Annotated in this window: 25 protein-coding genes and 1 pseudogene; 17 read left to right on the top strand and 9 right to left on the bottom strand. The window is 64.3% G+C overall.

Translation table 11 applies throughout. The annotated features are described in order from the left end of the window. Positions 1-2: 2 nt before the first annotated feature. Positions 3-593 (bottom strand): hypothetical protein, encoded by a 591-nt coding sequence (locus IGX34_RS16945; protein ID WP_192556922.1) that lies wholly within the window; start codon positions 591-593, stop codon positions 3-5. Positions 594-831: 238 nt separating this feature from the next. Between IGX34_RS16945 and IGX34_RS16940 the strand changes: the two genes are divergently transcribed. The 3 genes from IGX34_RS16940 (at position 832) to IGX34_RS16930 (ending at position 2,776) form a co-directional block, all read left to right on the top strand. Further along, the gene (locus tag IGX34_RS16940) at positions 832-1,230 is read left to right on the top strand and encodes an MbcA/ParS/Xre antitoxin family protein (protein ID WP_192556921.1); all 399 of its coding nucleotides are present in this window, start codon (positions 832-834) and stop codon (positions 1,228-1,230) included. A 103-nt stretch (positions 1,231-1,333) separates the two neighbouring features. Further along, positions 1,334-2,026, top strand: coding sequence for an RES family NAD+ phosphorylase (locus IGX34_RS16935; protein ID WP_192556920.1), 693 nt, complete (start codon positions 1,334-1,336; stop codon positions 2,024-2,026). Between the two features lie 84 nt (positions 2,027-2,110). After that, entirely contained in the window at positions 2,111-2,776 is a 666-nt protein-coding gene (locus IGX34_RS16930; protein WP_192556919.1) for an SGNH/GDSL hydrolase family protein, read from the top strand. A 93-nt stretch (positions 2,777-2,869) separates the two neighbouring features. Here the strand turns inward: IGX34_RS16930 and phhA are convergent, their stop codons facing one another. Then, on the bottom strand, positions 2,870-3,766 hold the full coding sequence (gene phhA / locus IGX34_RS16925; RefSeq protein ID WP_192556918.1) for a phenylalanine 4-monooxygenase: 897 nt from the start codon (positions 3,764-3,766) through the stop codon (positions 2,870-2,872). A gap of 142 nt (positions 3,767-3,908) precedes the next feature. Here phhA and IGX34_RS16920 point away from each other — a divergent pair, with 142 nt between their 5' ends. After that, positions 3,909-4,385, top strand: a complete 477-nt coding sequence (locus tag IGX34_RS16920) for an Lrp/AsnC family transcriptional regulator (RefSeq protein WP_192556917.1) — start codon at positions 3,909-3,911, stop codon at positions 4,383-4,385. Here the strand turns inward: IGX34_RS16920 and IGX34_RS22145 are convergent. Both IGX34_RS22145 and IGX34_RS22140 read right to left on the bottom strand, forming a co-directional pair. Then, positions 4,382-5,026, bottom strand: a complete 645-nt coding sequence (locus IGX34_RS22145) for an MFS transporter (RefSeq protein WP_225737556.1) — start codon at positions 5,024-5,026, stop codon at positions 4,382-4,384. The two genes, IGX34_RS16920 and IGX34_RS22145, sit on opposite strands and share 4 nt — an antisense overlap. Positions 5,027-5,126: 100 nt before the next feature. Further along, a pseudogene (locus tag IGX34_RS22140) lies at positions 5,127-5,564 on the bottom strand (MFS transporter); the annotation flags it as partial. A gap of 182 nt (positions 5,565-5,746) precedes the next feature. Here IGX34_RS22140 and IGX34_RS16910 point away from each other — a divergent pair. The 5 genes from IGX34_RS16910 (at position 5,747) to IGX34_RS16890 (ending at position 11,234) form a co-directional block, all read left to right on the top strand. Beyond that, positions 5,747-6,349, top strand: coding sequence for a TetR/AcrR family transcriptional regulator (locus IGX34_RS16910; RefSeq protein ID WP_192556916.1), 603 nt, complete (start codon positions 5,747-5,749; stop codon positions 6,347-6,349). A 112-nt stretch (positions 6,350-6,461) separates the two neighbouring features. Next, the gene (locus tag IGX34_RS16905) at positions 6,462-7,262 is read left to right on the top strand and encodes a lysophospholipid acyltransferase family protein (protein ID WP_192556915.1); all 801 of its coding nucleotides are present in this window, start codon (positions 6,462-6,464) and stop codon (positions 7,260-7,262) included. Next, positions 7,259-8,269, top strand: a complete 1,011-nt coding sequence (locus tag IGX34_RS16900) for a YheT family hydrolase (RefSeq protein ID WP_192556914.1) — start codon at positions 7,259-7,261, stop codon at positions 8,267-8,269. The genes IGX34_RS16905 and IGX34_RS16900 overlap by 4 nt, the downstream gene beginning before the upstream one ends. Before the next feature lie 9 nt (positions 8,270-8,278). Continuing rightward, entirely contained in the window at positions 8,279-9,565 is a 1,287-nt protein-coding gene (locus tag IGX34_RS16895; RefSeq protein WP_192556913.1) for a glycosyltransferase, read from the top strand. 112 nt (positions 9,566-9,677) lie between these two features. Further along, the gene (locus tag IGX34_RS16890; RefSeq protein ID WP_192556912.1) at positions 9,678-11,234 is read left to right on the top strand and encodes an MBL fold metallo-hydrolase; all 1,557 of its coding nucleotides are present in this window, start codon (positions 9,678-9,680) and stop codon (positions 11,232-11,234) included. 93 nt (positions 11,235-11,327) lie between these two features. Here the strand turns inward: IGX34_RS16890 and IGX34_RS16885 are convergent, their stop codons facing one another. Next, positions 11,328-12,806, bottom strand: a complete 1,479-nt coding sequence (locus IGX34_RS16885) for an AAA family ATPase (protein WP_192556911.1) — start codon at positions 12,804-12,806, stop codon at positions 11,328-11,330. A gap of 179 nt (positions 12,807-12,985) precedes the next feature. Here IGX34_RS16885 and IGX34_RS16880 point away from each other — a divergent pair, with 179 nt between their 5' ends. The 6 genes from IGX34_RS16880 (at position 12,986) to IGX34_RS16855 (ending at position 16,271) form a co-directional block, all read left to right on the top strand. After that, positions 12,986-13,609 (top strand): YbhB/YbcL family Raf kinase inhibitor-like protein, encoded by a 624-nt coding sequence (locus tag IGX34_RS16880; protein ID WP_192556910.1) that lies wholly within the window; start codon positions 12,986-12,988, stop codon positions 13,607-13,609. 127 nt (positions 13,610-13,736) lie between these two features. Then, on the top strand, positions 13,737-13,892 hold the full coding sequence (locus IGX34_RS16875; protein WP_192556909.1) for a DUF1328 domain-containing protein: 156 nt from the start codon (positions 13,737-13,739) through the stop codon (positions 13,890-13,892). Positions 13,893-13,964: 72 nt separating this feature from the next. After that, positions 13,965-14,336 carry an ElaB/YgaM/YqjD family protein gene (locus tag IGX34_RS16870; protein WP_192556908.1) on the top strand — a complete coding sequence of 124 codons (372 nt, stop codon included), beginning with the start codon at positions 13,965-13,967 and terminating at the stop codon, positions 14,334-14,336. Positions 14,337-14,365: 29 nt separating this feature from the next. Continuing rightward, positions 14,366-14,824 (top strand): ABC transporter ATP-binding protein, encoded by a 459-nt coding sequence (locus tag IGX34_RS16865; protein WP_192556907.1) that lies wholly within the window; start codon positions 14,366-14,368, stop codon positions 14,822-14,824. Next, the gene (locus tag IGX34_RS16860; RefSeq protein WP_192556906.1) at positions 14,821-15,129 is read left to right on the top strand and encodes a hypothetical protein; all 309 of its coding nucleotides are present in this window, start codon (positions 14,821-14,823) and stop codon (positions 15,127-15,129) included. Before IGX34_RS16865 ends, IGX34_RS16860 begins: the two co-directional genes overlap by 4 nt. Beyond that, a complete protein-coding gene (locus IGX34_RS16855; RefSeq protein ID WP_192556905.1) occupies positions 15,126-16,271 on the top strand; it encodes an AI-2E family transporter in 1,146 nt (381 codons plus the stop codon). Before IGX34_RS16860 ends, IGX34_RS16855 begins: the two co-directional genes overlap by 4 nt. Positions 16,272-16,313: 42 nt before the next feature. Here the strand turns inward: IGX34_RS16855 and IGX34_RS16850 are convergent, their stop codons facing one another. From IGX34_RS16850 to IGX34_RS16840, 3 genes are all read right to left on the bottom strand, one after another. Continuing rightward, on the bottom strand, positions 16,314-17,747 hold the full coding sequence (locus tag IGX34_RS16850; RefSeq protein ID WP_192556904.1) for an efflux transporter outer membrane subunit: 1,434 nt from the start codon (positions 17,745-17,747) through the stop codon (positions 16,314-16,316). A 1-nt stretch (position 17,748) separates the two neighbouring features. After that, entirely contained in the window at positions 17,749-20,934 is a 3,186-nt protein-coding gene (locus IGX34_RS16845) for an efflux RND transporter permease subunit (protein ID WP_192556903.1), read from the bottom strand. Between the two features lie 158 nt (positions 20,935-21,092). Continuing rightward, positions 21,093-22,349, bottom strand: a complete 1,257-nt coding sequence (locus IGX34_RS16840; protein ID WP_192556902.1) for an efflux RND transporter periplasmic adaptor subunit — start codon at positions 22,347-22,349, stop codon at positions 21,093-21,095. Positions 22,350-22,516: 167 nt separating this feature from the next. Here IGX34_RS16840 and IGX34_RS16835 point away from each other — a divergent pair, with 167 nt between their 5' ends. Next, positions 22,517-23,494: a LysR family transcriptional regulator gene (locus IGX34_RS16835; protein ID WP_192556901.1), complete on the top strand. Its 978-nt coding sequence runs from the start codon at positions 22,517-22,519 to the stop codon at positions 23,492-23,494. A gap of 69 nt (positions 23,495-23,563) precedes the next feature. On the opposite strand, the gene IGX34_RS16830 is transcribed toward IGX34_RS16835, so the two are convergent. Continuing rightward, positions 23,564-24,361 carry an undecaprenyl-diphosphate phosphatase gene (locus IGX34_RS16830; protein WP_192556900.1) on the bottom strand — a complete coding sequence of 266 codons (798 nt, stop codon included), beginning with the start codon at positions 24,359-24,361 and terminating at the stop codon, positions 23,564-23,566. A 252-nt stretch (positions 24,362-24,613) separates the two neighbouring features. On the opposite strand from IGX34_RS16830, the gene glnA reads away from it, so the two are divergent. Further along, positions 24,614-26,023 carry a type I glutamate--ammonia ligase gene (glnA, locus tag IGX34_RS16825; RefSeq protein WP_192556899.1) on the top strand — a complete coding sequence of 470 codons (1,410 nt, stop codon included), beginning with the start codon at positions 24,614-24,616 and terminating at the stop codon, positions 26,021-26,023. Positions 26,024-26,448 lie beyond the last annotated feature (425 nt).

Raw genomic sequence — 26,448 nt, 5'->3', positions numbered from 1 at the left:
GATTATTCGCCCACGCCATATCCCCAGCGGGTGACCAACCCATCAGGGGTTTGCACCCGCACTTTCGCGGGCGATGAGTTACCGTCAACGCTCTTGATTGACTCATACAGCACATGCGTGCAGGAACCGCTCGTGATCAGCGCCTGTTGAGCGGCGGCGCCCGATCCGCTTTGTTCCGCATTTATCCACTGTTGCATGGCCGCCCTGGAGCGGCAGATTGCTTGTGGGGGATTCCAGTGTGCAAGCTTGCCTGGAAGCGTCCACATGATGAGTTTCTTCGCCGGTGTGTCGATGACCCACTCGGCGGCGCGGGTGTCTGGCTGGGAAGCGGACGGGTCGATCATCGATGCAATCGTCCACCCGTCTTTCACGGGCAGACAGTCCCCTTGCTTGATGGAGCCGTTAAGAACGGCTCCATCGATGGCGCCTGTCGATGCGGTTGCCTGGATCAGGCGGATCGCGGCCACTTCGGTTCTGCACACGATGGGTTTCACGGGCAATACGCCAGCTGGCGCTGTAGCACTCTGATCGTGGGCGAAGGTCGCTACCGCCGCGGTCACTGATATCCATCCGACGACAAACTGGCGAACCATGGCACTTCCTTGTCGAGAACCTGCTTGTGCATCCGGTTGAACGACGAGTGCACCCTCAGGATTCTGCCCTCGCCCACGGAAGGGGTGCAATCAAGGACCGTCCCAAGTTCTGCCAGGGAACATGCCGCCGGTGCTGCGTTCGGAATGGGACTTGCTCGTGAACAGCCCTTGACGTGCCGATGGCATAAACTTTATGGATGAAGTAATATGCCTCCAAGCTCCATCGGGAGAGTTTGCTATGACAGCCTATCCCCTGCCCAGGACCGAGCCGATCGAAGGCTTGGGCGGCGCCGCGCTCCGTACCTTCTTCAAGTTGGCGGAGGTGTGGAAATTGCGCATTTCCGAACAGCGCCGGCTGCTGGGCGATCCGCCCGAATCCACCTTCTACAAGTGGAAGCGCCACCAGGAAGGCGCGCTGGGGCGCGATACGCTGGAGCGCATCAGTTACCTGCTCGGCATCTACAAGGCGCTGCAGATTCTGTTTCCCAATCCCGAACAGGCCGACGACTGGCTGCATCGGACGAACCAATCTTCGTTGTTCGGCGGCCACTCGGCGCTGGAGCGCATGTTGTCGGGCAATGTTGCGGACCTGTACGTGGTGCGCCAATACCTGGATGCGCAGCGCGGCGGCCATTAGCAAACGCTGGCGCTCGTCGCAGTCGGCGAGAGCGCCGTGCGGCACACTTTGCCGCTCATAAAGCAAGCACAGGGATCGTCGCGATCCGTGCCACGGAATAGCCATGCCAACTGACACGCCCCCGATCCGGCGCATCCGCTGGAGCCAGGCCTACCGCATTGTGCCGAGCCGCTTTCCGCCCGCCGGGCTGTTCGATCGCGTCGCCGATCCGGCGGATCTGGAGGCGGTTTTTGCGATCGAGGCGCTGACCAATCCGCGCCTGCGCGATGAAGCCAATACCTTGCGCCTGGTGCCGCAGGATCGCCGCATCAGCGGCCCGGGCTCAACGCCTGTGATGGCCGCGTTCACGCATTTGAATCCCGAAGGCAGCCGCTTCTCCGACGGCAGCTGGGGCGTGTTCTACGCGGCGCGCAATGTGATCACTGCAGTGGAAGAAACCGTGTATCACCGCGAGATCTTTCTTGCCGCCACGGCCGAGCCGGCCTGCGATATCGAAATGCGCTGCTACCGCACCAGTGTCGATTGCAAGCTGCACGACATCCGCGGCGGCTGGTCTGCGGCGCATGCCGCGGACAGTTACGTGGCCAGCGTGCAACTGGCGCGGCAGCTGCGCGCGGCCGATTCCAACGGCATCGTCTACGACAGCGTGCGGTATGAGGGCGGCGAATGCCTGGCCGCGTTCTATCCGGATGTGGTGGCGCCGTGCGTGCAGGCGCAGCATCTGATTTACCGCTGGGATGGCAAGCGGATTGCGAAGGTGCTGGAGGTCAGCGAGATGAAGCGCGGTGGCGTTTAGTTGCCTAGGTGAATGTCGCTGTGCGGCGGTAGGGTGTTGTTGGGTTACGCTGCGCTAACCCAACCTACGCGGCTTGCGAGTCTTATGAAGATCCTGCTGTCGTTGCTGCTTGTTTTCGGCTCGTGCCTGGCCTGCGCGGGCGAATCGCCGCATTCGTATTGGAATCCGGCCATCGCCGCTTTCGAGGCTGCCGATCGCGCCAATCCACCGCCGCAGCACGCGGTGCTGTTTATCGGCAGTTCGTCGATCGAGCATTGGAAAACCGTGGCGGCGGATTTTCCTGAGGTGCAGGTGATCAATCGCGGCTTCGGCGGTTCGGTGCTGAGCGATTCCACCTACTTCGCCGACCGTATCATTGCGCCCTACCATCCGCGCGCCATCGTGCTGTATGCCGGCGACAACGATCTGTACTACCAGCACACGCCGCAGCAGGTGCGCGACGATTTTGTCGCCTTCGTGCACAAGGTGCGTTCGTTCGATCCCGGCGTGCCGGTGGCTTTCGTGGCGATCAAGCCCAGTGTGGCGCGGCAGTCGCTACTGCCGCAGATCGAACAGGCCAATCGCCTGATCCGCAGTTATGCAGCCACGCAGCACGATGTTGCGTATATCGATGTGTTCACGCCCATGCTGGGCAGTGACGGGCAGCCCCAGCAGAAATGGTTCGGGCCGGATGGGCTGCATATGAATCGCAGCGGCTATCTGTTGTGGATCGGCTTGCTGAAGCCGTGGGTGGATGCGCACGGGCGTTGAGTGCGCTTGGTTCCCAATCGCGTGGCCGCCGTCATTCGCGCGAATGACGGCAGCCAGGCCGGACTATGGCGTTGTATGTAGACCCTGAAGAACTCAGGCGTCGCCACCCTGCACAAACCCTTCGCGCGTGCCGCGATTGAACACGCGATCGCTCGCCAGCACCTCCGCCGCCGCATGCGCTTCGTGCGATTTCAGCTCGGCATAGATCGGCGTAAAGTCCGGCCGCGTGGCGTCGAACAGCTGCTCAAAGCTGTTGATCACGAAATAGGTCTGCTGAAAGGTGTCGATGCGGTAGCGCGTATTCATCACGCGCTCCAGGCCGAAGCCGATGCGGTTGGGCGCCGCCGAATCCAGGCAGTAAATCGATTCGCCCTTGGAACTGACAATGCCGGCGCCGTAGATGCGCATGCCTTCGTCGGTATTGATCAGGCCGAATTCCACCGTGTACCAGTACAGGCGCGTGAGGTTCATCAGCGCCTCGGGCCCGATCGCAAAAGCCTTCATGCCGCCGCGGCCATAGGCCTGCATGTAGTCGGCGAAGACCGGGTTGAGCAGCAGCGGCACGTGGCCGAACAGATCGTGGAACAGATCCGGCTCGCTCAGGTAATCGAGCTGGTCCGGCTTGCGGATCCACCAGCTCACCGGGAAGCGGCGATTGGCCAGGTGATCGAAGAACACCTCGTCCGGCAGCAGGCCTTCGACCGCGACCAGTTCCCAGCCGGTGGTCTCGCCCAGCACCTTGTTGAGGTCGGCGAACTTGGGAATGCCGCCGTCGCCCAGGCCGAAGCGTTCCACGCCGGCCAGGAATTCCTTGCATGCCCGGCCGGGCAGCAGCTCGCGCTGGCGCTTGAACAGGGTGTCCCACACCTCATGGTCGGTGCGCGTGTAGTTGTCCCACGGCTGTTCCACCACGCCGGTGGCGTACACCGGCACATAGCCGCGGTCGGTTTGCTGGTGTTCGACGCGGCGCGGGGTGTTGGTGTTGTCCATGGGAGGCTCCGTGGGACGGGTCTGAAAGTGGCTCCCAAAAGGATACGGCCAAGCCTTCGCACGAAGCTTGTTTTATTGCAGAGTCAGCCGCTCAAAGTGCAATATTCGTGCGCAGAAGGCCTGAATAAGCGGAGGATCATGCATGGTTACCCTGGATCGCACCGATCTGCGCATCCTCGCCGTGCTGCAGGGCGAGGGGCGCATCACCAATGCGGAGCTGGCCGAGCGGGTCAGCCTGTCCCCTTCGGCCTGCCTGCGCCGGCTGCAGCGGCTGGAAGGCGAGGGCATTCTGATCGGCTATACCGCCCAGCTGGATCCGGAGGCGGTGGGCCTGGGCCTGCAGGCCTTTGTGCGGGTGCAGCTGACCAAGCACGAGGCCGAGACCATCGAGCGCTTCGTCGAGCACGTAAATACCTGGGACGAAGTGGTGGCCTGCTACGCACTGACCGGCGACATGGACTACCTGATGCACGTGTATGTAGCCGACCTGCAGCACTTCTCGCGCTTTCTGCTGGACCGGTTGCTCAATGCCTCGGGCGTCGCCGATGTGAATTCCAGCTTCGTGCTGCGTACCGTGAAGCGTTCCACCGCCTTGCCGCTCAAGCAGCTGGAGCGCTAGGCGTTTTCGCCGGCCAGCGTCAGCGGTGCATCCTGGTCGTCCTTGCGTTGGTCCAGGCGCTGGATGCGCAGCGCCAGGAACGCGGCGACCAGGCCGGTAGCACCGGCGATCACGAACGGCGTGAGGTAGCTGCCCAGTTGCACGCGCAGTACGCCGGCCATGAACGCCGCCACCGCCGCACCCACCTGATGCCCCGCCACCACCCAGCCAAACACGATCGGCGCATCGTGGTCGCCGAAGGCTTCGGTGGTAAGCCGCAGGGTGGGCGGCACGGTGGCGATCCAGTCCAGCCCGTAGAAAACGCCGAACAGCGACAGGCTATAGAACGAGAAATCCGAATACGGCAGATACATCAGCGACAGCCCGCGCAAGCTGTAATAGACGAACAGCAGCTTGCGCGGATCGAAGCGGTCGGTCAGCCAGCCCGAAGCGGTGGTGCCAAACAGATCGAACACTCCCATCATCGCCAGCACCCCCGCAGCGCGCACTTCCGGAATGCCGTGGTCGCCGCAGAAAGCGATGAAATGGGTGCCGATCAGCCCGTTGGTGGTGAAGCCGCAGACAAAGAACGTGGCGAACAGCAGCCAGAACACGCCGCGCTTGCTGGCCCGGTGCAGCACGCCCAGGGTGAGCGCAAACAAATTGCCCGACGGCGCGCCGGCATCGACGGGTTCGTGCTCCGTAGCGGCTAAGGCCGATGTCTGCCGGACGTTCCGGCAGCAGCCACAGCACCAGGGGTACCAGCACGACACAGACCGCGGCGATGGTCAGCACCACCGGGCGCCAGCCGGCGTATTCGGCGATCGCCGCCAGGCCGGGCAGAAAGATCAGCGTGCCGGTGGCGGTGCTGGCGGTAAGCAGGCCCATCATCAGCCCCCGGTGCGTACTGAACCAGCGGCCGACCACGGTGGCGCCCATCACCACTGCCACGCAGCCAGTACCGGCGCCGGAGAGCACGCCCCAGCTGAGCAGCAGCTGCCACGGCTTGGTCATCCAGGCGCTGGAGGCGGCGGCGATCGTCATCACTACCAAGGCCGTGACCAGCACATGGCGGATGCCGAAGCGCTGCATCAGCGCCGCCGCAAACGGCCCCATCAGACCGTAGAGCAGGATGCCGACCGCGGCCGAGGAAGAAATATCGTCGCGGCTCCAGCCGAAGGCATGTTCCAGCGGCAGCATCAGCACGCCGGGCGTGGCGCGCATGCCGGCCGAGGCCAGCAGGGCCAGGAACACCACGGCAACCACCACAAAGGCATAGTTTTGGCCGAAGGGCCGGCGGCGCTGTATAGTCATGTTACCGATCGGTACGGGGCGGAAGCGCAGAGTACGTACCGATCGGTAACATTGTCAACAGGCCAGCCATGTCCACACGTCGCAAATCCATGCCAGCCCCCGCCGCGGAAGCGCCGCGCCGTGCCGCGGACCGCATCCGCGACACTGCCTTCGAGTTGTTCTACCGCGAGGGCATCCGTGCGATCGGCGTGGAGGAAATCGTCAACCGCGCCGGCGTGACCAAGCCCAGCCTGTACCGCGCCTACGAATCCAAGGACGAGTTGGTCGCCGATTATCTGCGCGACTATCACCAGCGCTTCTTTCAGCGCTTCGAGGCGCCCGCTGCCGAACACCCCGACGATCCCAAGGCGCAATTGCTGGCCTATCTGGACCGGCTTGCTGTGCGCGCCAGCAGCGAGGGCTATCGTGGCTGCGGCCTGACCAATGCGGTGATCGAATACCCCGATCATGCACACCCCGCGCACCAGGTGGCGGTGGACAGCAAGCAGGCCTTGCGCGAACGCCTGCGCGAGATGTGCCGCGGCATGCGTGCGCGCGATCCGGACGAGCTGGCCGACAGCCTGCTGCTGCTGCTGGAAGGTTGCTATGTATCCGGGCAGACCTTCGGCGAAGGCGGTCCGGCGCGGGTGCTCGGCACGGCGGCGCGGCGGCTGATCGACGCTGCGTTATAGGCGCCACGGCGCACCAGTCAACGGGATCCGCGTTCGCACGCTTCAAACGCCGTGCGACAGTTCGCATGCGTACTGCTGACGGCGGCGCGAATAACGTTAAAATGATGTACTGATGAGTATCGAAGCCGTTTCTGCCCCGGACCGGGACCTGCTGCGCCCGCTGCGCTATGTGTGGCGCGTGCCCTTGCTGCTGCTGCACGTGGTGCTCGGCATCATGCTGTGCGGGTTCGTCCTTACCTGGAATCGCCACGCCGTGATGAAAGACGGCCGCGAGCCGTTTACGCATCGCATGATCCGCGCCTGGTCCACCGGCCTGATGCGCATCTTCGGCCTGCGCTCGGTGCGCGTGGGCAAGCCGATGGCCGATGCCGTGCTGTTCGTCGCCAACCACACTTCGTGGATCGATATCGAACTGCTGCACAGCCAGCGCGCCGCCTGCTTCGTGGCCAAGGCCGAGATCGCCAGCTGGCCGCTGGTCGGCTGGCTGGCCGCCAGCGGCGGCACCATCTTCCATCGGCGCGGCAGCAATCATTCGCTGGCGGCGGTGATGCAGGTGATGGTCGATCGCCTGCGCGAAGGCCGCTCGGTCGCCGTGTTCCCGGAAGGCGGCACTGGCCACAACGGCGTGCTGAAGGTGTTCCATGCGCGCATCTTCCAGGCCGCGCTGGATGCCGAGGTGCCGGTGCAGCCGGTCGCGCTGCGTTTTGCGCGCAAGGGCAAGCGCCTGATCGATGCGGGCTTCCGCGAGCACGAGAACTTTCTGCAGAACTTCCTGCGCATGCTCGGCGGCGCGCCGATGGACGCGGAAGTGCATTTCCTGGAGCAGGTACCGGTCAGCCAGGATGGCCGCCGCCGCATGGCGGAGCAGGCGCGCGAGCGTATCGCTGCCGCGCTTGAGGACCGATCAGCATGACGCTTCCGCAGGGGCGGGATTTCCGTCCCCACTGGCCGCTCACCAGCGGCCATATCCAGACCATGCTTTCTTCCAGCGGTGTGCGCCGCAAGCTGTTGCCGCGCCGTGCCTACAAAGTGCTGGAAGGCGCCGAAACGGTGATGGTGGACGGCGGCGAAGGCATTCGCCTCACCGGCGCCTACACCGCGCAGACCTCGCTGCCGGCGGCACGCGGCCTGGCGGTGCTGTTCCACGGCTGGGAAGGCAGCGTCGATTCCACCTATGTACTGCAGACCGGCAGCCGCCTGCTGGAAGACGGCTGGAACATTTTCCGGCTCAACTTCCGCGACCATGGCGAAAGCCACGCATTGAACGAAGCGCTGTTCCATTCCTGCCGCATCGACGAAGTGGTCCATGCGCTGGGTGACATCGCCCACCGCTGGCCGGCGCCGGCGATGGCATTGGCCGGCTTTTCGCTGGGCGGAAACTTCGCGCTGCGCGCAGCCCTGCAGGCGCCGCAGCAAGGTATCCCGCTGGCCTACACGCTGGCCGTATGCCCGATCATCGATCCCGGCGAAGGCCTGTTTTCGCTGGAAGAATCCGCGCCCTGGTTCTACCAGGCGTATTTCATGAACAAGTGGCGCCATTCCCTGCGCGCCAAGCAGGCGGCGTTTCCGCAGCGCGAATATTTCGAGCTGCAGGAGCTGAAGCAGAATCTGCGTGGCCTGACCGAGGCGCTGGTGCTGCGGCATACCGATTTCGGTTCCCTGCAGGCCTATCTGGACGGCTATTCGGTGGCCGGGCACGCACTGGCGGCGATGCAGATTCCCGCCACTATCCTGACCGCGCGCGACGATCCGGTGATTCCGGTCGATGCCTTCGAAAAGCTGCAGTTGCCGCGCAATATCGAACTGGACATCGCCACCTACGGCGGCCACTGCGGCTTTATCCGCGGCTGGGACATGACCAGTTTCTGCGACGACTACATCGCCGCGCGCTTCAACGCGATCGCCTCCGGCGCCGCCTAGAGCAAGCGCATGCGCCCGGCCCATATCGTTATCAATACGGTGGGCTCGCTGGGTGACCTGTTCCCGTTCCTTGCCGTCGGCCGCGCGCTGCATGCGCGCGGTCATCGGGTGACGGTGGCCACGCATGCGATGCATGCTGCGGCGATCGAACAGAGCGGCCTGCGCTTCGCCGATGCGAGCGGCACACCGGCGCCGGCAAACATCGCCGAATTTACGGCGCGCGCCTTCCATCCCGTGCGCGGGCCGACGTTTCTGATCCGCGATATGGCCGCGGCCGATGTGGGCCCGAGTTACGCGCTGCTGCAGGCGATCTGCCAGGACGCGGATGTGCTGATCACTTCCACCCTAGCCTTTGCGGGGCAGATCCTGGGTGAAACGCTGAGCGCAGCGGGAAAGCTGCAATGGGTATCGGCGGTGCTGGCGCCATGCAGTTTCCTTTCCATCCATGAACCGCCGATCGTGGGCATGCCGTGGGCAGATGAGATGGCCTGCGGTCCGCTGCGCGGCAAGCGCTTGCTGCACTTTCTTATCTGGCTGCGCGTGCGTGGTTGGACCGGCCCGGTGCGTGCCTTTCGGCGCGCGCTTGGACTGCCCGGCGAATCGCCGCTGGGCAATCCACTGCAGGACGGCCAGCACGCACCCGCATGCGCGCTGGCCCTGTTCTCGCCGCAGCTCGGTTCGCCGCAAGCCGACTGGCCGCGCCATGCGCATATCACCGGTTTTGTGCATTACGCGCAGCCCGGTGCGGCGATGGATGCGGCGCTGCAATCCTTTCTGCATGAAGGGCCGCCGCCGGTGGTATTTACACTCGGCTCCACGGCCGTGCATATCGGCGTCCATTTTCTGCGCGAAAGCATCAAGATGTGCGAGCAACTGGGACGTCGCGCGGTGCTGTTCACCGGTTCGCCGGAAGTGCGTGCGCAGCTGCCGGCATCGCTGCCTTCCTCGATGCATGCGGTGGCTTATGCGCCGCACGCCGCCGTATTTCCGCATGCGGCGGCGATCGTCCATCACGGTGGGATCGGCACCAGCACCGAAGCTTTGCGCGCAGGACGGCCGATGCTGGTGGTGCCGCACGGCTTTGACCAGTTCGACAACGCCGAGCGACTGGAACGCCTTGGCGTGGCGCGCTCGATCGCCTCGCGCGATTACCGCTGCGAAACGGTGCTGCCATTGCTGAGCGCCCTGCTTGATGAACCCGCCTATGCACAGCGCGCACAGGATTGCGCGGAAAAAGTGCGGCTGGAGCACGGCGAGCAGGTGGCCGCCGACCTGGTCGAAGCCCTGCTGCGCTGACCTTGCCTGCCTGCCCCTGCCATCAGGCACCCCATGCCGCGTGACTTCCTGCATGTGGTTGCCGCCGGCCGCGCGCGTAAGTTGCGCAGCATCGCTCTGCTGGGGACTCGAAATGGAACACCGTATCCATGCCGTTCTGCCGACATTGCTGGCGCTGGTGCTGACCACGCCCGGCTCCGCGGCGGAGCCGCCACAGGATGGCGCGCCGACAGCAGCCACCGCGCACCCAGGTTGCGACAAGCTGGACGCCAAAGCCTGCGTGGAACTGGCGCTTGCCGCGATGGGCGGACGCGAGCGACTGAGCGGCATTCATAGCGAGCGCTACGAGGCGATCGGACACACGGTGCTGTCCGAACAGTCGTATCGCCAGCAGCCCTTTATCACGGCTTACGAACACGACCAGGTGACGGTGGATTTCGACCGCCAGCGCCTGCGGCGCGAAGCGCATCTCACCTGGCCGGAAGCCGATCCGCACACCGAAGCGGTGGATGCGACGCTGATCGCCACGCCGCAAGGCGGCGTGTATCACGCCAAGCAGGGCGACAGCCCGTGCTCGCTGGCCGACCTGGACGACACCGCCGATACGCTGGCCCTGGGACCGGAGCGTCTGCTGCTGAACGCCGCCGCTGCCGGCGACCTGCATTACGCGCCGTCGCAATGGCTACACGCCACACCGCACAGCGTGGTGGAATTCACCTGGCAAGGCACGCCGGTCAAGCTGTTGTTGAATGCCTATAACCATCTGCCCGATGCGCTGGAGCGCAGCCGCAGCTTCAAGGATTTCTGGTTTGCCTGGGGCGATGTGCAACAGCGCATCTATTTCGATAACTGGCATATCGTGCAAGGCGTGGTGTTTCCGACCAATCGTGTCGACCAGCGTAACGGCTTGCTCTATGCGTCCACGCAGATCCTCAATCCGGTCTTCAATGCCGGCGTCGACGACCAGAGCTTCGCGATGGATGCGGCGGTTGCCGCCAAAAGCGCGCAATCGAAGGGCTGGAATCGCGTCTTCAGCGACAAGCGGCGCGTCGAGCTGGCGCCAGGCATCGAGCTCTATCAAGGGGCATGGAATACCACGCTGATCAAGCAGGACGATGGCGTGCTGGTGCTGGAAGCACCGATCTCGCCGGGCTATGTGCAAGGGATATTGGCCAAGGTACGCAGCGAGTATCCGGGCCTGCCGATCAAAGGCGTGTTCAGCACATCCGATTCATGGCCGCATATGGCCGGCGTACGGCAAGCAGTCGCCGAAGGCGTGCCGGTGTATGCGCTGGATCTCAACCGCCCCTTGCTGGAGCGACTGGTAGCGGCGCCGCATCATTTGCAGCCGGATGCATTGCAGCTGCATCCGGAAGCGGCGCGCTGGATCAGCGTTGGCGAACGCGTGGAAGTCGGCAAAGGCGCCAATCGCGTCGTGCTGTATCCGCTGCGCGGCGCATCGACCGAGCGCCAGTACATGGTGTACTTCCCGCAGCAGAAGCTGCTGTATGCCAGCGATACACTGGCCTTGAATGCGGACGGAACGCTCTACGATCCGGAACTGGTGTACGAAGTGGCGCAGGCAGTAGCGCGCGAACACCTGCAGGTCGAGACGATCTATGCGATGCACGAAGGCCCCACGCCGTGGGCACAAGTGCAACAGAAAATCGCGCAAGCCACGCGAACGTAGGTTGGGTTAGCGCAGCGTAACCCAACGATATCGCGGCGAAGAGAACGGGTAGGGTTACCCTCGGATCGAGTTCGGAGTAACCCTACCCCCACATCAATCCGCCGGCACACAGCGCCCATTCGCCCACGCCCGCAGCGCCGCCACCTGCTCGTGCATCAACACCGACAACGGCCTGGTCGCCTGTAGCGCGTGCAGCAAGGTCTGCTGGTCCAGCGCACCGCCATTGCCGCTGGCGTCATACAGCGCACTGACCACCGCCTGCTCGATCTCCGCACCGGAAAAGCCATCGCTGGCTTCGGCCAGTGCCTGTACGTCGAACGTTTCCGTAGCCAGCTTGCGCCGCTTCAAATGCAGCGCAAAGATTGCCGCGCGAACTTCCGTTCGCGGCAGGTCGACAAAGAAGATTTCGTCGAAACGCCCTTTGCGCAGCAGTTCCGCCGGCAATTCGTCCACCGCATTGGCGGTGGCCACCACAAACACCTTGGACTTGCGCTCGGCCATCCAGGTCAGCAGGTAACCGAGTACGCGACGCGACACGCCGCCATCTTCACCGCCGCTGGCCAGGCCCTTCTCGATTTCGTCGATCCACAGCACGCAGGGCGCCAGCACTTCGCAACTGCCCAGCGCCTCGCGCAGGTTCTTCTCGGTTTCGCCCTGGTATTTGTCGTACAGCGAACCGAAATCCAGGCGGATCAGCGGCACGCCGAAACCGCCGGCAATCGCCTTGGCGGCCAGGCTCTTGCCGCAGCCCTGCACGCCCAGCAGCAGTACGCCCTTGGGGGGATCCAGCGCGGGCGCGGGATTGGGATCGAGGAAGACCGTGCGCCGCCGCTGCACCCAGTCGCGCACGTGGCTGACGCCCGCCACGTCGGCGAAGCTGGCGGTAGCGTATTCGTAATGCAGCAGACCGGAGCGGTTGAGCAAGTCGAACTTGGCCTGCATCAGCTCGGGCAGGTCGCTGGCGTTGAGCGCACCGTCGTTGTAGATCAGCTTGCGTACGATGCGCCGTGCATCGGGTGCGGTCAGGCCGAGCAGATTGCGCACGATGGTGCGCGCCGCATCGTTGTCCACTTCCAGGTTGCGGTTGTGCTCGCGCTGCCAGGCGGCGGCTTCGCCGCGCATGATGCCGGCCAGCTCCTTGATGTCTGGCAGCGACAGCGGTACGCGCGTGGCCAGCGCATCCAGCTCCTGCGGCAGCTCCACCTTCGCGCCCACCAGCACCAGCGTATGCGCCGCCGAGTGATCGCGCTGCACGATCTCGCGCAGCTGCCGCTGGCTCATCGCGTATTGCAGGCAGGGCAGGAAATCGAACAGCAGATAGATGCCGCGCTCCGGTGCCGCGCGGATCGCATTGAGCGTGGAGGTGGCGTCGGGTGCGATGTCCTGATCGCGCGGGCCGTTGAAGTCGAGCCGTTCCAGCCCCTCGGTCATGGTCCAGCGCCACAGCGGATACAGCGACTGCGCGATCACGTGCCGGAAGCATTCGATCACCCGCTGCTCGTCCACGGTCTCGATCACCAGCAGGGGCGTGGCGGCACGCACCAAGGTGCTCAGATCTTCAAGCTCGCTCACGCTCATCCATCCTCCCCGGGAACAGCTAACTTAGCAGAGCTGTCACCAGCCGATCATGGCGGCCGGGTTAAGCTCGCCGGTCACATGGGTGCGCGCGGCGCCGTGGCAAGCACTGACTTGCGCCATCTTGACGGCGCCCCAACACTGGCAGTCTTTCCACCGCAGCACCGGAGATTTCCATGCAGTTACGCAGCGACAACTTCCAGCACGGCCAGCCGATGCCGCCCCGGCTCGCCTTCGGCAAGACCGCCAGCCCCTTTGCCCTGTCGGACAACAACAGCCCGCACCTGGCCTGGAAGGGCGCCCCGGAAGCGACGCGCTCGTTTGTGCTCACCTGCATCGATACCGACGTGCCGAGCAGGCCGGACGACGTCAACCAGGAAGGACGCAGCGTGCCAGCCGACCTGCCGCGCGTGGATTTCGTGCATTGGCTGATGGCGAACATTCCGGCCGAATGCGCCGAACTGGGCGAGGGCGCCTGCAGCGACGAAGTGACGCCGCGCGGCAAGCAGGATCCGTTCGGACCGCCCGGCAGCGTGCAGGGCGTGAACGACTACACGCACTGGTTCGCCGGCGATTCCAATATGCAGGGCAACTACCTGGGCTACGACGGTCCGTGCCCGCCGTGGAACGACACCCTGGTGCATCACTACCACTTCCGCGTGCATGCGCTGGACGTCGCCAGCCTGCCCTTGCAAGCCGGCTTCACCCTGGACGACCTGCGCGCGGCCATGCACGGGCATGTGCTGGCCGAGGCAGAGCTCACCGGCACCTACAGCATCAATCCGAACGTGACGGCCTGATTGCCGCCGGCACAAACGTCAGCGAGATGTATAGGTTGCAGCGGGAACCTTCACGTTCGGACAGCACCTGATGTGGCACATGGAACCGGGCGTGCGCGATGACACCCCGGTTACAAGGAGCTGCGCCATGTTGCATTACGCCCTGGTTTTCCTGGTTATTGCTGTCATCGCAGCCTTACTTGGTTTTACCGGCATAGCCGGTACCACCGCCTGGATCGCCAAGGTATTGTTTGTCCTCTTCCTGATCCTGGCGGTGATCGCTTTTCTGCGGCGCGCCAGCTGAACGGCGACGCGACCGTTCAGACAGCGGGTCGGCAACCCGTTACAGTGATTGACCTCGCCATTGGAGAACGTCATGAACAAAGAAGTCCAGGCGCACGAGACGCAAGAGCACAACGCCCATCAGCGTATCGACCAGGGCGCCGAGCGCATCAAGCAGGCCACCTCCGAAGCGGTCGCCAGCGGCAAGGAAAAATTCGGCCGCGTTGCCGACAACGTCGAGGAAGGCCTGCATCGCGCCACCGACAAGGCCGCCGACGCCGCCAATCGCACCACCGACAAGGTTGCCGATGTGAAGGAGCGCGGCCAGGCCGCCTACGAGCAGGCACGCGACCGCGCCGACGAGTGGCTGGACGATGTACGCGACTACGTGCGCGAGAAGCCGGTGCAGGCGGTGGCCATCGCACTCGGCGCGGGCTGGCTGCTTGGCCGTATTCTTCGTCGCTGATCCATCGGTGTCAGGCGCGGAGGCGGGCGATGCACGATTCCGTGCGCGATAACGAGGCGGCCGGGCAAGCCGGGCCGCCGGGGCAGGACAGCAGCCTGCTCGATGAGCTGGCCCAGGTGGCGCGAGCGGTACGCCAGCTGTTCGGTGCCCAGCTGCAATTGCTGGCGGCCGAGCTGGGGCTGGCGCGCAGCGCGGTGTCCTGGATCCTGGCAGCAGGCCTGGTGGCGACCATCGCCGGAGTCGGCCTGGGCCTGACCGTGCTCGGCCTGATCGGCCTGCTGCTGGCCAAGTGGCTGCACTCCTGGATCCTGGCTTTCGCGGTGCTGGCAGTGCTCGAAGCGCTGACCTTGTTTGGCGCCATCCTGCTGTTCCGCCGCTGCATGCACTGGATGAGCCTGCCCGGCACGCGGCAGGAGTGGCGTGCGATCATGCGCGATACCCTGCATCGGGCCGAGCAGGATATCGAGGCGGAGAAGGGGGAGCCATGAGCTTGTTCAAGCAGCTGGAAAAAGTGCGCCAGGCGCGCGAACGCGTGGATACCCACCGCACCGCGCTGGCCACCCCCACCGCGGCGCTGCTGGCGCGTGGCCAGCGCCACCCGCTGGCGATGGTGGGCACGGCGGCCGGCGCCGGTTTCGCGCTTGGCAGTCTCGGCGTGGGTGCGCTGCGCGTACCCGGCATGGCTTCGATGATCACCACCGGCATCGCCGATATCGTGGCGCACGGCACGCGGCTGCTGGCCGAATTGAGCATGGACGACAGCTACGCCGAGCAAGACAGCGGCGACGCATGAGCGACGCCGGGCCGGTAGCGGGAACACCGCAGCGCGCGGCGCCGTCTGCCGCGCTTACCCCCAAGCAGATCAAGCAGGCCGCGCACGGCGTGTATCGCCTGCGCGGGCATCTGCGCGCGATCCGCATGACGCTCAACGCCATGCTGATTCTCGCCCTGCTGTACACCGTCACCCTGGTCAAGGCATTGATCATTCCGCTGGTGCTGGCGGCGTTTATCGGCCTGGCGCTCAATCCGATCGTGGCGCGCGGCACGCGCCATCGCATTCCGCGCTGGCTCGGCGCCAGCGTGCTGATGATTTCGCTGATGGCCGGCATCATCACCGGCATCAGCATGCTGGCGCAGCCGGCAGCAAGCTGGCTGCACAACGCGCCGACCACCATCCGCGGCTTCATTCCCAAGCTGCAGCACATCACGCGTCCGCTGGAAGCGGCCGGGCGCGCCACGCAGACCCTGGTCAACGGCCATCCGGTGCGCCCCGATGCCGGGTCGAGCCCCAGCGACGTGGCCTTCAGCGTGTGGGATGTACTCGGCAATGCGCCGAAGGTCTTGGCGGCAGTGCTGACCGTGTTGCTGCTGGTGTATTTCTTCCTGGTCTACGGCGACCTGATCCTGCGGCGGCTGGTGGAGATCGCGCCGAGCTTCGGCTACAAGCGCCACGCCGTGACCATCGTGCGCGGCATCCAGACCGAAGTGTCGCGCTACATCCTCACCACGGTGGTGATCAACGCCACGCTGGGCCTGACTACTGCCGGCATGTTGTTCCTGCTGCATATGCCCGATCCCCTGTTGTGGGGCACGGTGGCGATGTTCGCCAATTTCATTCCCTATGTAGGTGCGATCGTCACCACCACCACGCTGCTGCTGGTGGGGCTGGTGCATTTCGACGATGTGACCCACGCGCTGTTGCCGGCACTGTGTTTTGCCTGCATCACCGCGTTCGAAGGCAATCTGATCACGCCGATGATCCTGGGACGGCGCATGCGGGTCAGCCCGATTGCGATCCTGATCTGGCTGCTGATCTGGGGCTGGCTGTGGGGCGTGCCGGGCGCGTTGCTGGCGGTGCCGATGCTGACCAGCTCCAAGCTGGTGGCTGAGCGCGTGCGCGGCTGGGAATGGTTTGCGCGGATGGTGCAGCGCTGACGAAGACTGACTCCCTCCCCTGCTTGCAGGGGAGGGAGCAGATCACTTCGCTTGTGCGACATCCGAGCAGCTGGCATCACCACATGCCTGCCAGCCACCGCCCAACGCCTTATACAAAGCCACCGCCCGCGTATCGATCGCCGCCTGCGACTGCGCCAGGTCATCCTCCGCCGCCAGCTGCACGCGCTCGGCATCCAGCAGCTCCAGATAACCGGTAGCACCTTCCTGATAGCGGATGCGCGCCAGATCAGCCGCACGCTTGCTCTGCGCGCTCTGCGCAATCAGCTGCTCGATTCGCGCGTGCTCGGCGTTGTAGCCGACCACCGCATTGTCGACATCCTCGATCGCCTGCAGCACGGTCTGCTGATAGTTCGCCTCGGCGGCATCGGCACGCGCTTCGCTGGCGTGCAAATTGGAGCGCACGCGTTCGACGTTCAGGCCGTTCCAGGTGATGCTCGGGCCGACCGAGAAGGCGCGTGACGCCGGACCGCCGAAGTCATTGCTGCGCCCGGCCAGGAAGCCGACAAAACCGCCCAGCGAGATATGCGGGAAGAAATCCGCCTTCGCCACGCCGATGCGCGCCGTGGCCGCCGCATATTGCCGTTCGGCCACACGCACATCGGGGCGACGCGACAACACGTCGCCTGCCTCGCCAATCGGCAGCACGCTGGCGATCGGCTTGAACGTCGACGGCGATACATCCACATCCAGCTCACCGGGACGTTCGCCCAGCAACACCGCCAGGCGGTATGCATAGGCATGCGCCTGCGTGTCCAGCACCGGCAGCTGTGCGCGCGCCGCACTGAGCTGGGCGCTGGCGCTGGCCACATCCTGCTCGGAGGCGGTGCCGATCTGCGCGCGCGCCTGGATCAGCTTGAGCGTGTCTGCCTGGTTGTCGATATTGCGCTGGGCGATCGCCAGGCGCTGCTGCGCGCCGCGCAACTCGAAGTAATTGCGCGCCACTTCGGCGAACAGGCTGACCTGCGCATCCTGCATCGATGCCTGGCTGGCGCCCAGATCCGCCCGCGCCGCTTCTACCGAGCGACGCACGCCGCCGAACAGATCCAGCTCCCACGACGCATCGAAACCGGCCTGATACGTATCGACCGGCACGCGCTGGTTGCCGAAACCGGGTTGCTGTTCCAGCGCGCGGCTATACGAAACGTCGGTGCTGATGGTCGGGATCTGATCGGACTTGGCCGTACCCAGCAGCGCGCGCGATTCCTGCAGGCGCGCCGCGGCGATACGCAGATCCAGGCTGCCCTTGGCGGCGCGCTGGATCAGCGCATCGAGCACCGGATCGTTGAACTGCTTCCACCACGCGGCCTGGAACTGCGCGGCGCTTTCGCGCGCCGCGTCGACGTTCTGCACCTGGGCCGCCGGTGTAGCGGGCGTCTTGTAATCCGGCCCCACGCTGGCGCAGCCGGCCAGCGCGAGTGCGGCGAACAAGGCGGTATTACGAAGCAAGCGTGTCATCTCAATGGCCCTCCAAGGCAGGCTTGGCCGAAGTGTGCTGATGCTTGCGCGCCTCGCGGCGTTCCACCACGGCGCGGATCAGCACATAGAACAGCGGGGTATAGATCAGGCCGAAGATGGTGACGCCGAGCATGCCGGAGAACACCGCCACACCCATCGCGTGACGCATTTCCGCACCGGCACCGTGCGAGGTCACCAGCGGCACCACGCCCATGATGAAAGCGATCGAGGTCATCAGGATCGGGCGCAGGCGCAGGCGGGCCGCTTCCAGCACCGCGTCGTGGCGGCTCATGCCTTCATGCTGGCGTTCGCGTGCGAATTCCACGATCAGGATCGCGTTCTTGCACGCCAGGCCGACCAGCACGATCAGGCCGATCTGGGTGAAGATGTTGTTGTCGCCACCCGACAGCCACACACCGGCAATCGCGGACAGCAGCACCATCGGCACGATCAGGATCACCGCCAGCGGCAACGACCAGCTCTCATACAGCGACGACAGCACCAGGAACACCAGCAGCACGCACAAGGGGAACACCAGCACCGCGGTATTGCCGGCGAGGATCTGCTGATAGGTCAGCTCAGTCCACTCGTAGCTCATGCCGTTGGGCAGGTTGTCGTTGGCCAGCTTCTCCATCGCCGCCTGCGCCTGGCCGGAACTGAAACCCGGTGCCGGGCCGCCGTTGATCTCGGCGGTGATGTAGCCGTTGTAATGCATCACGCGTTCCAGGCCGGCGGTTTTCTTCACCGTCACGAACGAACCCAGCGGCACCATCTCGCCCTGCGCATTGCGCGTCTTCAGCTGCAGGATGTCTTCCGGCTCGTGGCGGTACGACGAATCGGCCGACACGTTGACCTGGTAGATGCGTCCAAAGCGGTTGAAGTCGTTGACGTACAGCGAGCCCATATACGCCTGCAGCGTATCGTCCACGTCGGCCAGGTCGATGCCTTCGGTCTTGGCCTTCTCGCGATCCACATTCGCATCGATCTGCGGCACGCTCACCTGGTAGCTGGAGAACAGCCCGGCCAGTGCCGGCGTTTTCTGGCTCTGCGCGATCAGGTTTTGCGTCTGCTTGTACAGCTCGTCAAACCCCAGCTGGCCGCGGTCTTCGATCTGGATGCGGAAGCCGCCGATGGTGCCCAGGCCTTGTACCGGCGGGGGCGGGAAGGTGGCGATATACGCATCCTGGATGGTGGCGAACTTCTGGTTCAGCGCGGCGGCAATCGCACCGGCCGACAGCGACGGATCGCGCCGCTCGTCGAATGGCTTGAGCGTCTCGAACACGATGCCCGCGTTGGTGCTGTTGGTGAAGCCGTTGATCGACAGGCCCGGAAAAGCCACCGCGCTCTGCACGCCCGGCTGCTTCAGCGCGATCTCCGACATGCGGCGAATCACATCTTCAGTGCGATCCAGCGAGGACGCATCCGGCAGCTGCGCGAACGAGACCAGATACTGCTTGTCCTGCTGCGGCACAAAGCCCATCGGCACATGCGAGAAGCCCAACCAAGCCAAGCCCATCAGGCCGGCGTACAACACCAGTGCCACCGGGCCCGTGCCGACGATGCGGCGCACGCCGCCCACATAGTTGTCGGCACTGCGGTGGAAAAAGCGGTTGAACGGGCGGAAGAGCCAGCCCAGCGCCTTGTCCATCAGGATCGACAGCTTGTCCTTCGGCGCGTCGTGGCCCTTCAGCAGCACCGCGGCCAGCGCCGGGCTGAGGCTGAGCGAATTGAACGCCGAGATGACGGTGGAGATCGCGATGGTCAGCGCGAACTGGCGATAGAACTGGCCGGTCAGGCCGCTGATAAAGGCGGTCGGCACGAACACTGCGCACAACACCAGCGCGGTGGCGACGATCGGTCCGGTCACTTCGTTCATCGCACGCCGCGTGGCTTCGCGCGGCGAATGGCCCAGCTCGATATTGCGCTCGACGTTTTCCACCACCACGATCGCATCGTCCACCACGATGCCGATCGCCAGCACCAGGCCGAACAGCGACAGCGCGTTGAGCGAGAAGCCGATCAGATACATCACTGCAAACGTACCGATCAGCGACACCGGCACCGCCACCAGCGGAATCACCGATGCACGCCAGGTCTGCAGGAACAGGATCACCACCAGCACGACCAGGAAGATCGCTTCCACCAGCGTATGCGCCACCGCCTCGATCGAGCCGCGCACGAAGATCGTGGGGTCGTAGACGATGTGGTACTCCACGCCCTGCGGGAACTCCTTCTTCAGCTCCTCCATGGTGGAGCGCACTTCGTTGGAGATCTGGATCGCATTGGCGCCCGGGCGTGCAAAGATCGGAATCGCCACCGCCGGCTGGTTGTCCAGCAAGCTGCGTAGCGCGTACTGGTTGGAACCCAGCTCGATCCGCGCCACGTCACGCAGATGCACCACGCTGCCATCCGCATCGGTGCGCACGATGATGTTGCCGAACTCGTCCACCGTGCTCAGGCGGCCCTGGGTGTGGATATTGAGCTGGAAGTCGGTATTGCCCGGCACCGGCGGCGCATTCAGCGCACCGGCTGCCACCGCCACGTTCTGCTCCTGGATCGCATGCACCACGTCGCTGGTGGTCAGATGGCGCTGCGCCAGCTGATTCGGATTCAGCCACACGCGCATGCTGTATTCGCCGGCGCCGAACAGCTGCACATCGCCTACGCCATCCAGGCGGGCGAGCAGATCCTTGATATGCAGGCGCGCGTAGTTCGACAGGTACAGCATGTCGTAGCGCTTATCCGGCGAGGTAAGGTGCACCACCATGGTGAGATCGGGCGTGCTCTTCTGCGTCGTCACGCCCAGGCGCTGCACTTCTTCCGGCAGACGCGGCAAGGCCTGCGCCACGCGGTTCTGCACTTCCACCTGCGCATTGTTCAGATCGGTGCCCAGCGCAAACGTCACGGTCAGGGTCATCTGGCCGTCGCTGGTGGCTTGCGAGGACGAATACAGCATGCCCTCCACGCCGTTGATCTGTTCTTCCAGTGGCGTGGCCACGGTTTCGCCGATCACTTCCGGGCTGGCGCCGGGATAGTTGGCGCGCACCACCACGGTGGGCGGCACCACTTCGGGGTATTCGCTGATCGGCAGCTTGAACACCGCGATGCTGCCTGCGATCACGAAGATCAGCGACAACACGGCGGCCATGATCGGCCGGTCGACGAAAAACTGTGCGATGTTTTTCATGGTTTCTATCTCGGAAGCTTCAAATTGAAGCGATGGACTCGCTCCTCCCCCTGCATGGCAGGGGGAGGTTGGGAGGGGGTGCTCTGGTGCGGCTTCGTCGCGAGAGTGAGCAACCCCACCCCAGCCTTCCCCTGCAAGCAGGGGAGGGCGTACATCGGTCAGCCCTGCGGACGCTTCGGCGCCTTGCCGCTATCCGCCTGCGCCGTACGCGCATCCTGGCCATCGGGATTGGTCACTGCGGCATCCACCAGCGCCTTGTCCTCGGCACTGAGGCGGGCATCCATCGCCACCTGCTGCGGCGTCACTTCCACACCCGGGCGCACGTGCTGCAAACCGTTCACCACCACCACGTCGCCGGCGTTGATGCCGTCGTCGATCACGCGCAGACCATGGAATAGCGGGCCGGTGGCTACCTTGCGGTATTCCACCTTGTGCTGCCCATCGAGCACGTAGACGAACTGGTTGCTGAGATCGGTGCCGACTGCGCGGTCGTCGATCAGCACGCGCTGGCGCAGCTGGCCGCTCTGCAGATGCACGCGCGCATACAGGCCGGGTGTCAGCAGGCCGCCTTCCTCGTCGAACACCGCGCGCAGACGCATGGTGCCGGAGTTCTGGCGCAGCTGGTTGTCGACAAAGTCGATCCGGCCGATATGCGGATAGCCCTGCTCATCGGCCAACCCCATCGCCGCCTCGATGCGCGGCGGGTGACCGTTCTTCACCGCATCGCGGCGCAGGCGGTCGAGCTTCAGCCAGGTCTGCTCGTCCACGTCGAAGTAGACGTAGATCGGATTGGTCGACACCACGCTGGTCAGCACGTCCGAACTGCTCACCAGGTTGCCCGATTGAATGCGCGCGTTGCTGACGCGGCCGTCGATCGGTGCACGCACCTGGGTCCAGTCCAGATTGAGCTTGGCGGTGGCCAGCGCCGCCGTGGCCGCGGCCAGGGTGGCGTTGGCGCTTTGCTCGCCGGTGCTCATGCTGTCGGCGTCTTCCTGCGAGATCGCATGCTGCGCCAGCAGCCGTTTGGCGCGAGCGGCATTGGCCTGGGCCAGGCTCAGCTGGGCCTGGGCCTGGGCGCGGTTGGCGCTCAGCCGGTCCACTTCAGCCTGGAACGGGCGCGGGTCGATGCGGAACAACACATCGCCCTGATGCACATCGGCCCCTTCCTTAAACAGCACCGCGTCCACATATCCGCCGACGCGGGGACGCACATCGACGGTATCCACCGCCTGCAGCTGGCCGGTGAAGTCGGCGCTGTCGCTGACCGGCCGCAGCATGGCCGGGGCCACCGTCACTTCCGGCGCACCGCCGGCACCCTGGGCAGTCTGCGCCTGGGCGCCATGATGGCCAACAATGGCCCAACTGCCGGCAATCGCAGCTACGACGAGGCCGGCGAGAATCGCTTTCTTCAACATCACTCTTCGCTCCCTGGAATCGGTCGTGCCGCAATGCAGCACGATTGGGGAAACGAATAATGGGTATACCGTTTAGTTTAGAAAATCCGTTTCTTGCGCAAGCCACTCGTGACTCGCAATCACGAATGGGCGCATAATCACCAGCACTCTGCGTTTTGGATCCTGCTATGGAAGACTTTTCTGCCATTTCCGCCTTCGTCCGCGTGGTCGAGGCAAAAAGTTTTGCGTCCGCTGCCGCCCAGCTGGGCATGACCCCCTCCGGGGTCAGCCGCGCCGTTTCCCGCCTGGAGGAAAACCTCGGCGTGCGGCTGCTGTTCCGCTCCACCCGCGCCCTGCGGTTAACCGACGATGGCGCCTCGTTCTATACCCGTTGCAAGGAGATCCTTGCCGATCTCACCGAGGCCACCGAGGCCCTCGGCTACGCCCAGCGCAAGCCGACGGGCAAGCTGCGGGTGGGCATGACGGTGTCGGTGGGGCGGGCGGCGATCATTCCGCAGCTCAGCGATTTCGAGCGCCGTTACCCGGATATCCGCCTCGAATTGATGATGTGCGACTACCCCTACGACCTCAACGAGGAAGGCGTGGACTGCGCCATCCGCCTGGGCGAGCTGGAGGATTCCAGCCTGATCGCGCGCAAGATCGGCTACTTCCGCAACGTGCTCCTGGCCTCGCCCGAGTACCTGCAGAAGCACGGCGCGCCGAGCAGCATCGAGGACCTGAAGAACCACCGCTGCATCAACTACGTCTATTCCAACGGCCGCCCGCGCCAGTGGCAGTTCGATACGCCCGGCGGCCGCGTGGAGGTGGATATCAGTGCGCACATGCTGATCAACGACGGCGAGTCGGTGATCCAGGCGGCGGTGGCGGGCCTGGGGATCATCCAGGCGCCGCATGTACTGGCCGCCTGCATGCTCGATCTGGGCAAGCTGGAGCCGGTGATGACCGATACCGTTTCCACCGGCAAGAACGTGTGGATCGTGTATCCGCAGAAGAAGCATCTGTCGGTGCGCGTGCAGGCATTTATCGAGTGGGCGCGCGAGTTGTTCGAGCGACCGTTCGAGTCGGTGTGCCAGATGGCCCCGGTGCCGGCGGTCGGTGCGATGCAGCCGGTGCGGGAATTGCCGCCGGTGCGCAGAACGCAATAACGCCGGATCTGACGTTGCTCCCTCCCCTACTTCACGTAGGGGAGGGGGCTGTTCGAGGCGGGCTGGATATCAGGCGTTTGCAGGTATCAGCAGCAGTAAGACCATGCCCAACGCAATGCGGTACAACGCGAACCAGGTGAAGCGGTGTGTGCGTATGTAAGCCAGCAGCCATTTCACCGCGACAAACGCCACGATCAGCGATACCAGGAAACCCATCGCCAGCGCCGCCCAATCCTCATGCGCGGCGCCGCCGCTCTTAAGCACCTTCCACAACTCATACGCCGTCGCCGCATACATGGTCGGAATGCCGACCAGGAACGAAAACTCCGTCGCCGCCGGCCGGTTGCTGGTGCCGGCCAGCATGGCAGTGAAAATCGTGGCTCCTGAGCGCGACGTGCCGGGAAAGATGCCCGCCACGATCTGCGCGACGCCCACCAGAATCGCTACCCGCCAGGTCACCTCTTTGCGATCGGCTTGCCGCGCCGCGATCGCCTCCGCGGCCAGGATCCAGAAGCCGCCGAGCAGCAACGCCCAGGCAATCGGCGTCAGTGTTTCCGGCAACTTGAAGCCGTAGTGCGTGGCCACGAAGCCGAGCACACAGGTAATCAGGAAGGCCACCAGTAGCTTGGCCAGATAGCTGCGGTTGGCAGCATCGCCCCACTGCGTCAGCAGCTGCCAGATGCGTTTCCAGTAAATCAGCGTGATCGCCAGGATCGCCCCGGCCTGGATGCCCACATTGAACAGATCAGAACGCGCGCCGAGACCGAATTTCTCCGCGATCAGCAGGTGACCGGTACTGGAGATCGGCAGGAATTCGGTAATACCCTCGATGATCCCCAGCAGGATGACGTTGAGCAGATCGTGCACGTGGATTCCTCCGCCAGGGCGACCGACACAAAACGGCATAGCTTAGGCGGAATGATGGCCTGCCAGCCGCCGATGCCGGGGGTTTCTTGATTTGCCTCAATATGGTGCAAATGGTTTGACAAATTGGTGCATTCGAGACTTGCTTCAGCCGCCGATTTGGATTCAAATGCCTGACGCATCGGGTTTTTCCTCGTTGGTACGGTGCTTGCTCTACAGCACGCGCGATCCCCTTTTTCGACTCTGAGGTCCCACATGTCCGCCAAGAAAGTTCTCGACCTGATCCAGGAGCATGAGGTCGAGTTCGTCGACCTGCGTTTTGCCGACATGCTCGGCAAGCACCACCACGTGACCTTCCCCGCCCACGCCATCGACGAGTCCACTTTCGAGGACGGCAAGATGTTCGACGGCTCCTCCATCTCCGGCTGGAAGGGCATCAATGAGTCGGACATGGTGCTGCTGCCCGACGCGGACACCGCCTACCTCGATCCGTTCAGCGGCCACACCCAGCTGGTCCTGCATTGCGACGTGCTGGAACCGAGCACCATGCAGGCCTACGGCCGCGACCCGCGCTCGATCGCCAAGCGCGGCGAAGCCTTCCTCAAGTCCACCGGCATTGCCGACACCGCCTTCTTCGGTCCGGAGCCGGAATTCTTCATTTTCGACGGCGTGCGCTGGCAGAACGACATGGGCCGCGTGTTCTACGAAATCGAATCGCAGGAAGCCGCGTGGAGTTCGCGCTTCAAGTACGACGAAGGCAATAGCGGCCATCGTCCGGGCGTGAAGGGTGGCTACTTCCCGGTCAGCCCGGTCGACTCGCTGGGCGACCTGCGCGCCGACATGTGCAAGGTGCTCGAATCGCTGGGCCAGGTGGTGGAAGTGCATCACCACGAAGTGGCCAACGCCGGCCAGTGCGAAATCGGCACGCGCTTCAACACGCTGGTGCAGAAGGCCGACGAACTGATGACCATGAAGTACGTCATCAAGAACGTGGCGCACCAGAACGGCAAGACCGTCACCTTCATGCCCAAGCCGATCGTCGGCGACAACGGCAGCGGCATGCACGTGCACCAGTCGCTGAGCAAGGACGGCAAGAACCTGTTCTCCGGCGACCTGTACGGCGGCCTGTCGCAGACGGCGCTGTGGTACATCGGCGGCATCTTCAAGCACGCCAAGGCCATCAACGCCTTCGCCAACTCCACCACCAACAGCTACAAGCGCCTGGTGCCGGGCTTCGAAGCGCCGGTGATGCTGGCCTACTCCGCCCGCAACCGTTCGGCCAGCTGCCGCATTCCGTTCGTGTCGAACCCGAAGGGCCGCCGCATCGAAGTGCGCTTCCCCGATCCGATGCAGTCCGGCTACCTCACCTTCACCGCGCTGATGATGGCGGGCCTGGACGGTATCTTGAACAAGATCGATCCGGGTGCGCCGGCTGACAAGGATCTCTACGATCTGCCGCCGGAAGAAGAGAAGAACATTCCGCAGGTGTGCTCGAGCCTTGATGCTGCGCTGGAAGCGTTGGACAAGGATCGCGACTTCCTCAAGGCCGGTGGGGTGTTCACCGATGACTTCATCGATGCCTATATCGAGTTGAAGATGCAGGAAGTGACGCGCTATCGCGCCAGCACGCATCCGCTGGAGTTTCAGATGTATTACGCGATCTGATCGCGTAAGTATGGGGATCGAGCAACGGGCGCTTCGGCGCCCGTTGTTTTTCTGCACGCCGAAACGAGGCTTGCGTAGGTTGGGTTACCCCGGGCTCGATCCGGGGATAACCCAAGGAATGTTTGTTCCTTCGGCCTGATCGTGCATGTCGCGTCGATCTGCTCCCTCCCCTGCTTGGCAGGGGAGGGCTGGGGTGGGGTTGCCCGCGCTTGCCCAAAGTTATGCGCTCGCCTCGTTGTGCTTTTCGCTGGTTTGAGAGATTGCTTGCGGCGCTTTCGGCCCCTGCGGGCCCGAGTCACTTTCTCTTGCGTGCCCAAGAGAAAGTAACCAAAGAGAAGGGCACCCCGAGGGAGCGCTTGATGGGCATCCATGCCCATCAAGTGCGTGAAGGGTGGGAGGGGCTTTTCGACAGCACATCCTGTGCT

It is taken from the genome of Dyella acidiphila, from assembly GCF_014863405.1.
Classification (GTDB): Bacteria; Pseudomonadota; Gammaproteobacteria; order Xanthomonadales; family Rhodanobacteraceae; genus Dyella_B; species Dyella_B acidiphila.
The sequence above is the reverse complement of the archived record's forward strand: the minus strand, read 5'-3'. Positions and strand labels throughout refer to the sequence as shown.

Bases quoted from the DNA above. Each gene is read 5' to 3' on its own strand.
- IGX34_RS16945 (WP_192556922.1), bottom strand. From the start codon at position 593: ATGGTTCGCCAGTTTGTCGTCGGATGGATATCAGTGACCGCGGCGGTA.
- IGX34_RS16835 (WP_192556901.1), top strand. From the start codon at position 22,517: ATGGAAGACTTTTCTGCCATTTCCGCCTTCGTCCGCGTGGTCGAGGCA.
- IGX34_RS16930 (WP_192556919.1), top strand. From the start codon at position 2,111: ATGAAGATCCTGCTGTCGTTGCTGCTTGTTTTCGGCTCGTGCCTGGCC.
- IGX34_RS16865 (WP_192556907.1), top strand. From the start codon at position 14,366: ATGCACGATTCCGTGCGCGATAACGAGGCGGCCGGGCAAGCCGGGCCG.
- IGX34_RS16905 (WP_192556915.1), top strand. From the start codon at position 6,462: ATGAGTATCGAAGCCGTTTCTGCCCCGGACCGGGACCTGCTGCGCCCG.
- IGX34_RS16840 (WP_192556902.1), bottom strand. From the start codon at position 22,349: ATGTTGAAGAAAGCGATTCTCGCCGGCCTCGTCGTAGCTGCGATTGCC.
- IGX34_RS16935 (WP_192556920.1), top strand. From the start codon at position 1,334: ATGCCAACTGACACGCCCCCGATCCGGCGCATCCGCTGGAGCCAGGCC.
- IGX34_RS16850 (WP_192556904.1), bottom strand. From the start codon at position 17,747: ATGACACGCTTGCTTCGTAATACCGCCTTGTTCGCCGCACTCGCGCTG.
- IGX34_RS16880 (WP_192556910.1), top strand. From the start codon at position 12,986: ATGCAGTTACGCAGCGACAACTTCCAGCACGGCCAGCCGATGCCGCCC.
- IGX34_RS16845 (WP_192556903.1), bottom strand. From the start codon at position 20,934: ATGAAAAACATCGCACAGTTTTTCGTCGACCGGCCGATCATGGCCGCC.
- IGX34_RS16900 (WP_192556914.1), top strand. From the start codon at position 7,259: ATGACGCTTCCGCAGGGGCGGGATTTCCGTCCCCACTGGCCGCTCACC.
- IGX34_RS16890 (WP_192556912.1), top strand. From the start codon at position 9,678: ATGGAACACCGTATCCATGCCGTTCTGCCGACATTGCTGGCGCTGGTG.
- IGX34_RS16855 (WP_192556905.1), top strand. From the start codon at position 15,126: ATGAGCGACGCCGGGCCGGTAGCGGGAACACCGCAGCGCGCGGCGCCG.
- IGX34_RS16910 (WP_192556916.1), top strand. From the start codon at position 5,747: ATGTCCACACGTCGCAAATCCATGCCAGCCCCCGCCGCGGAAGCGCCG.
- IGX34_RS16860 (WP_192556906.1), top strand. From the start codon at position 14,821: ATGAGCTTGTTCAAGCAGCTGGAAAAAGTGCGCCAGGCGCGCGAACGC.
- glnA (WP_192556899.1), top strand. From the start codon at position 24,614: ATGTCCGCCAAGAAAGTTCTCGACCTGATCCAGGAGCATGAGGTCGAG.
- IGX34_RS16895 (WP_192556913.1), top strand. From the start codon at position 8,279: ATGCGCCCGGCCCATATCGTTATCAATACGGTGGGCTCGCTGGGTGAC.
- IGX34_RS16920 (WP_192556917.1), top strand. From the start codon at position 3,909: ATGGTTACCCTGGATCGCACCGATCTGCGCATCCTCGCCGTGCTGCAG.
- IGX34_RS16875 (WP_192556909.1), top strand. From the start codon at position 13,737: ATGTTGCATTACGCCCTGGTTTTCCTGGTTATTGCTGTCATCGCAGCC.
- phhA (WP_192556918.1), bottom strand. From the start codon at position 3,766: ATGGACAACACCAACACCCCGCGCCGCGTCGAACACCAGCAAACCGAC.
- IGX34_RS16940 (WP_192556921.1), top strand. From the start codon at position 832: ATGACAGCCTATCCCCTGCCCAGGACCGAGCCGATCGAAGGCTTGGGC.
- IGX34_RS16870 (WP_192556908.1), top strand. From the start codon at position 13,965: ATGAACAAAGAAGTCCAGGCGCACGAGACGCAAGAGCACAACGCCCAT.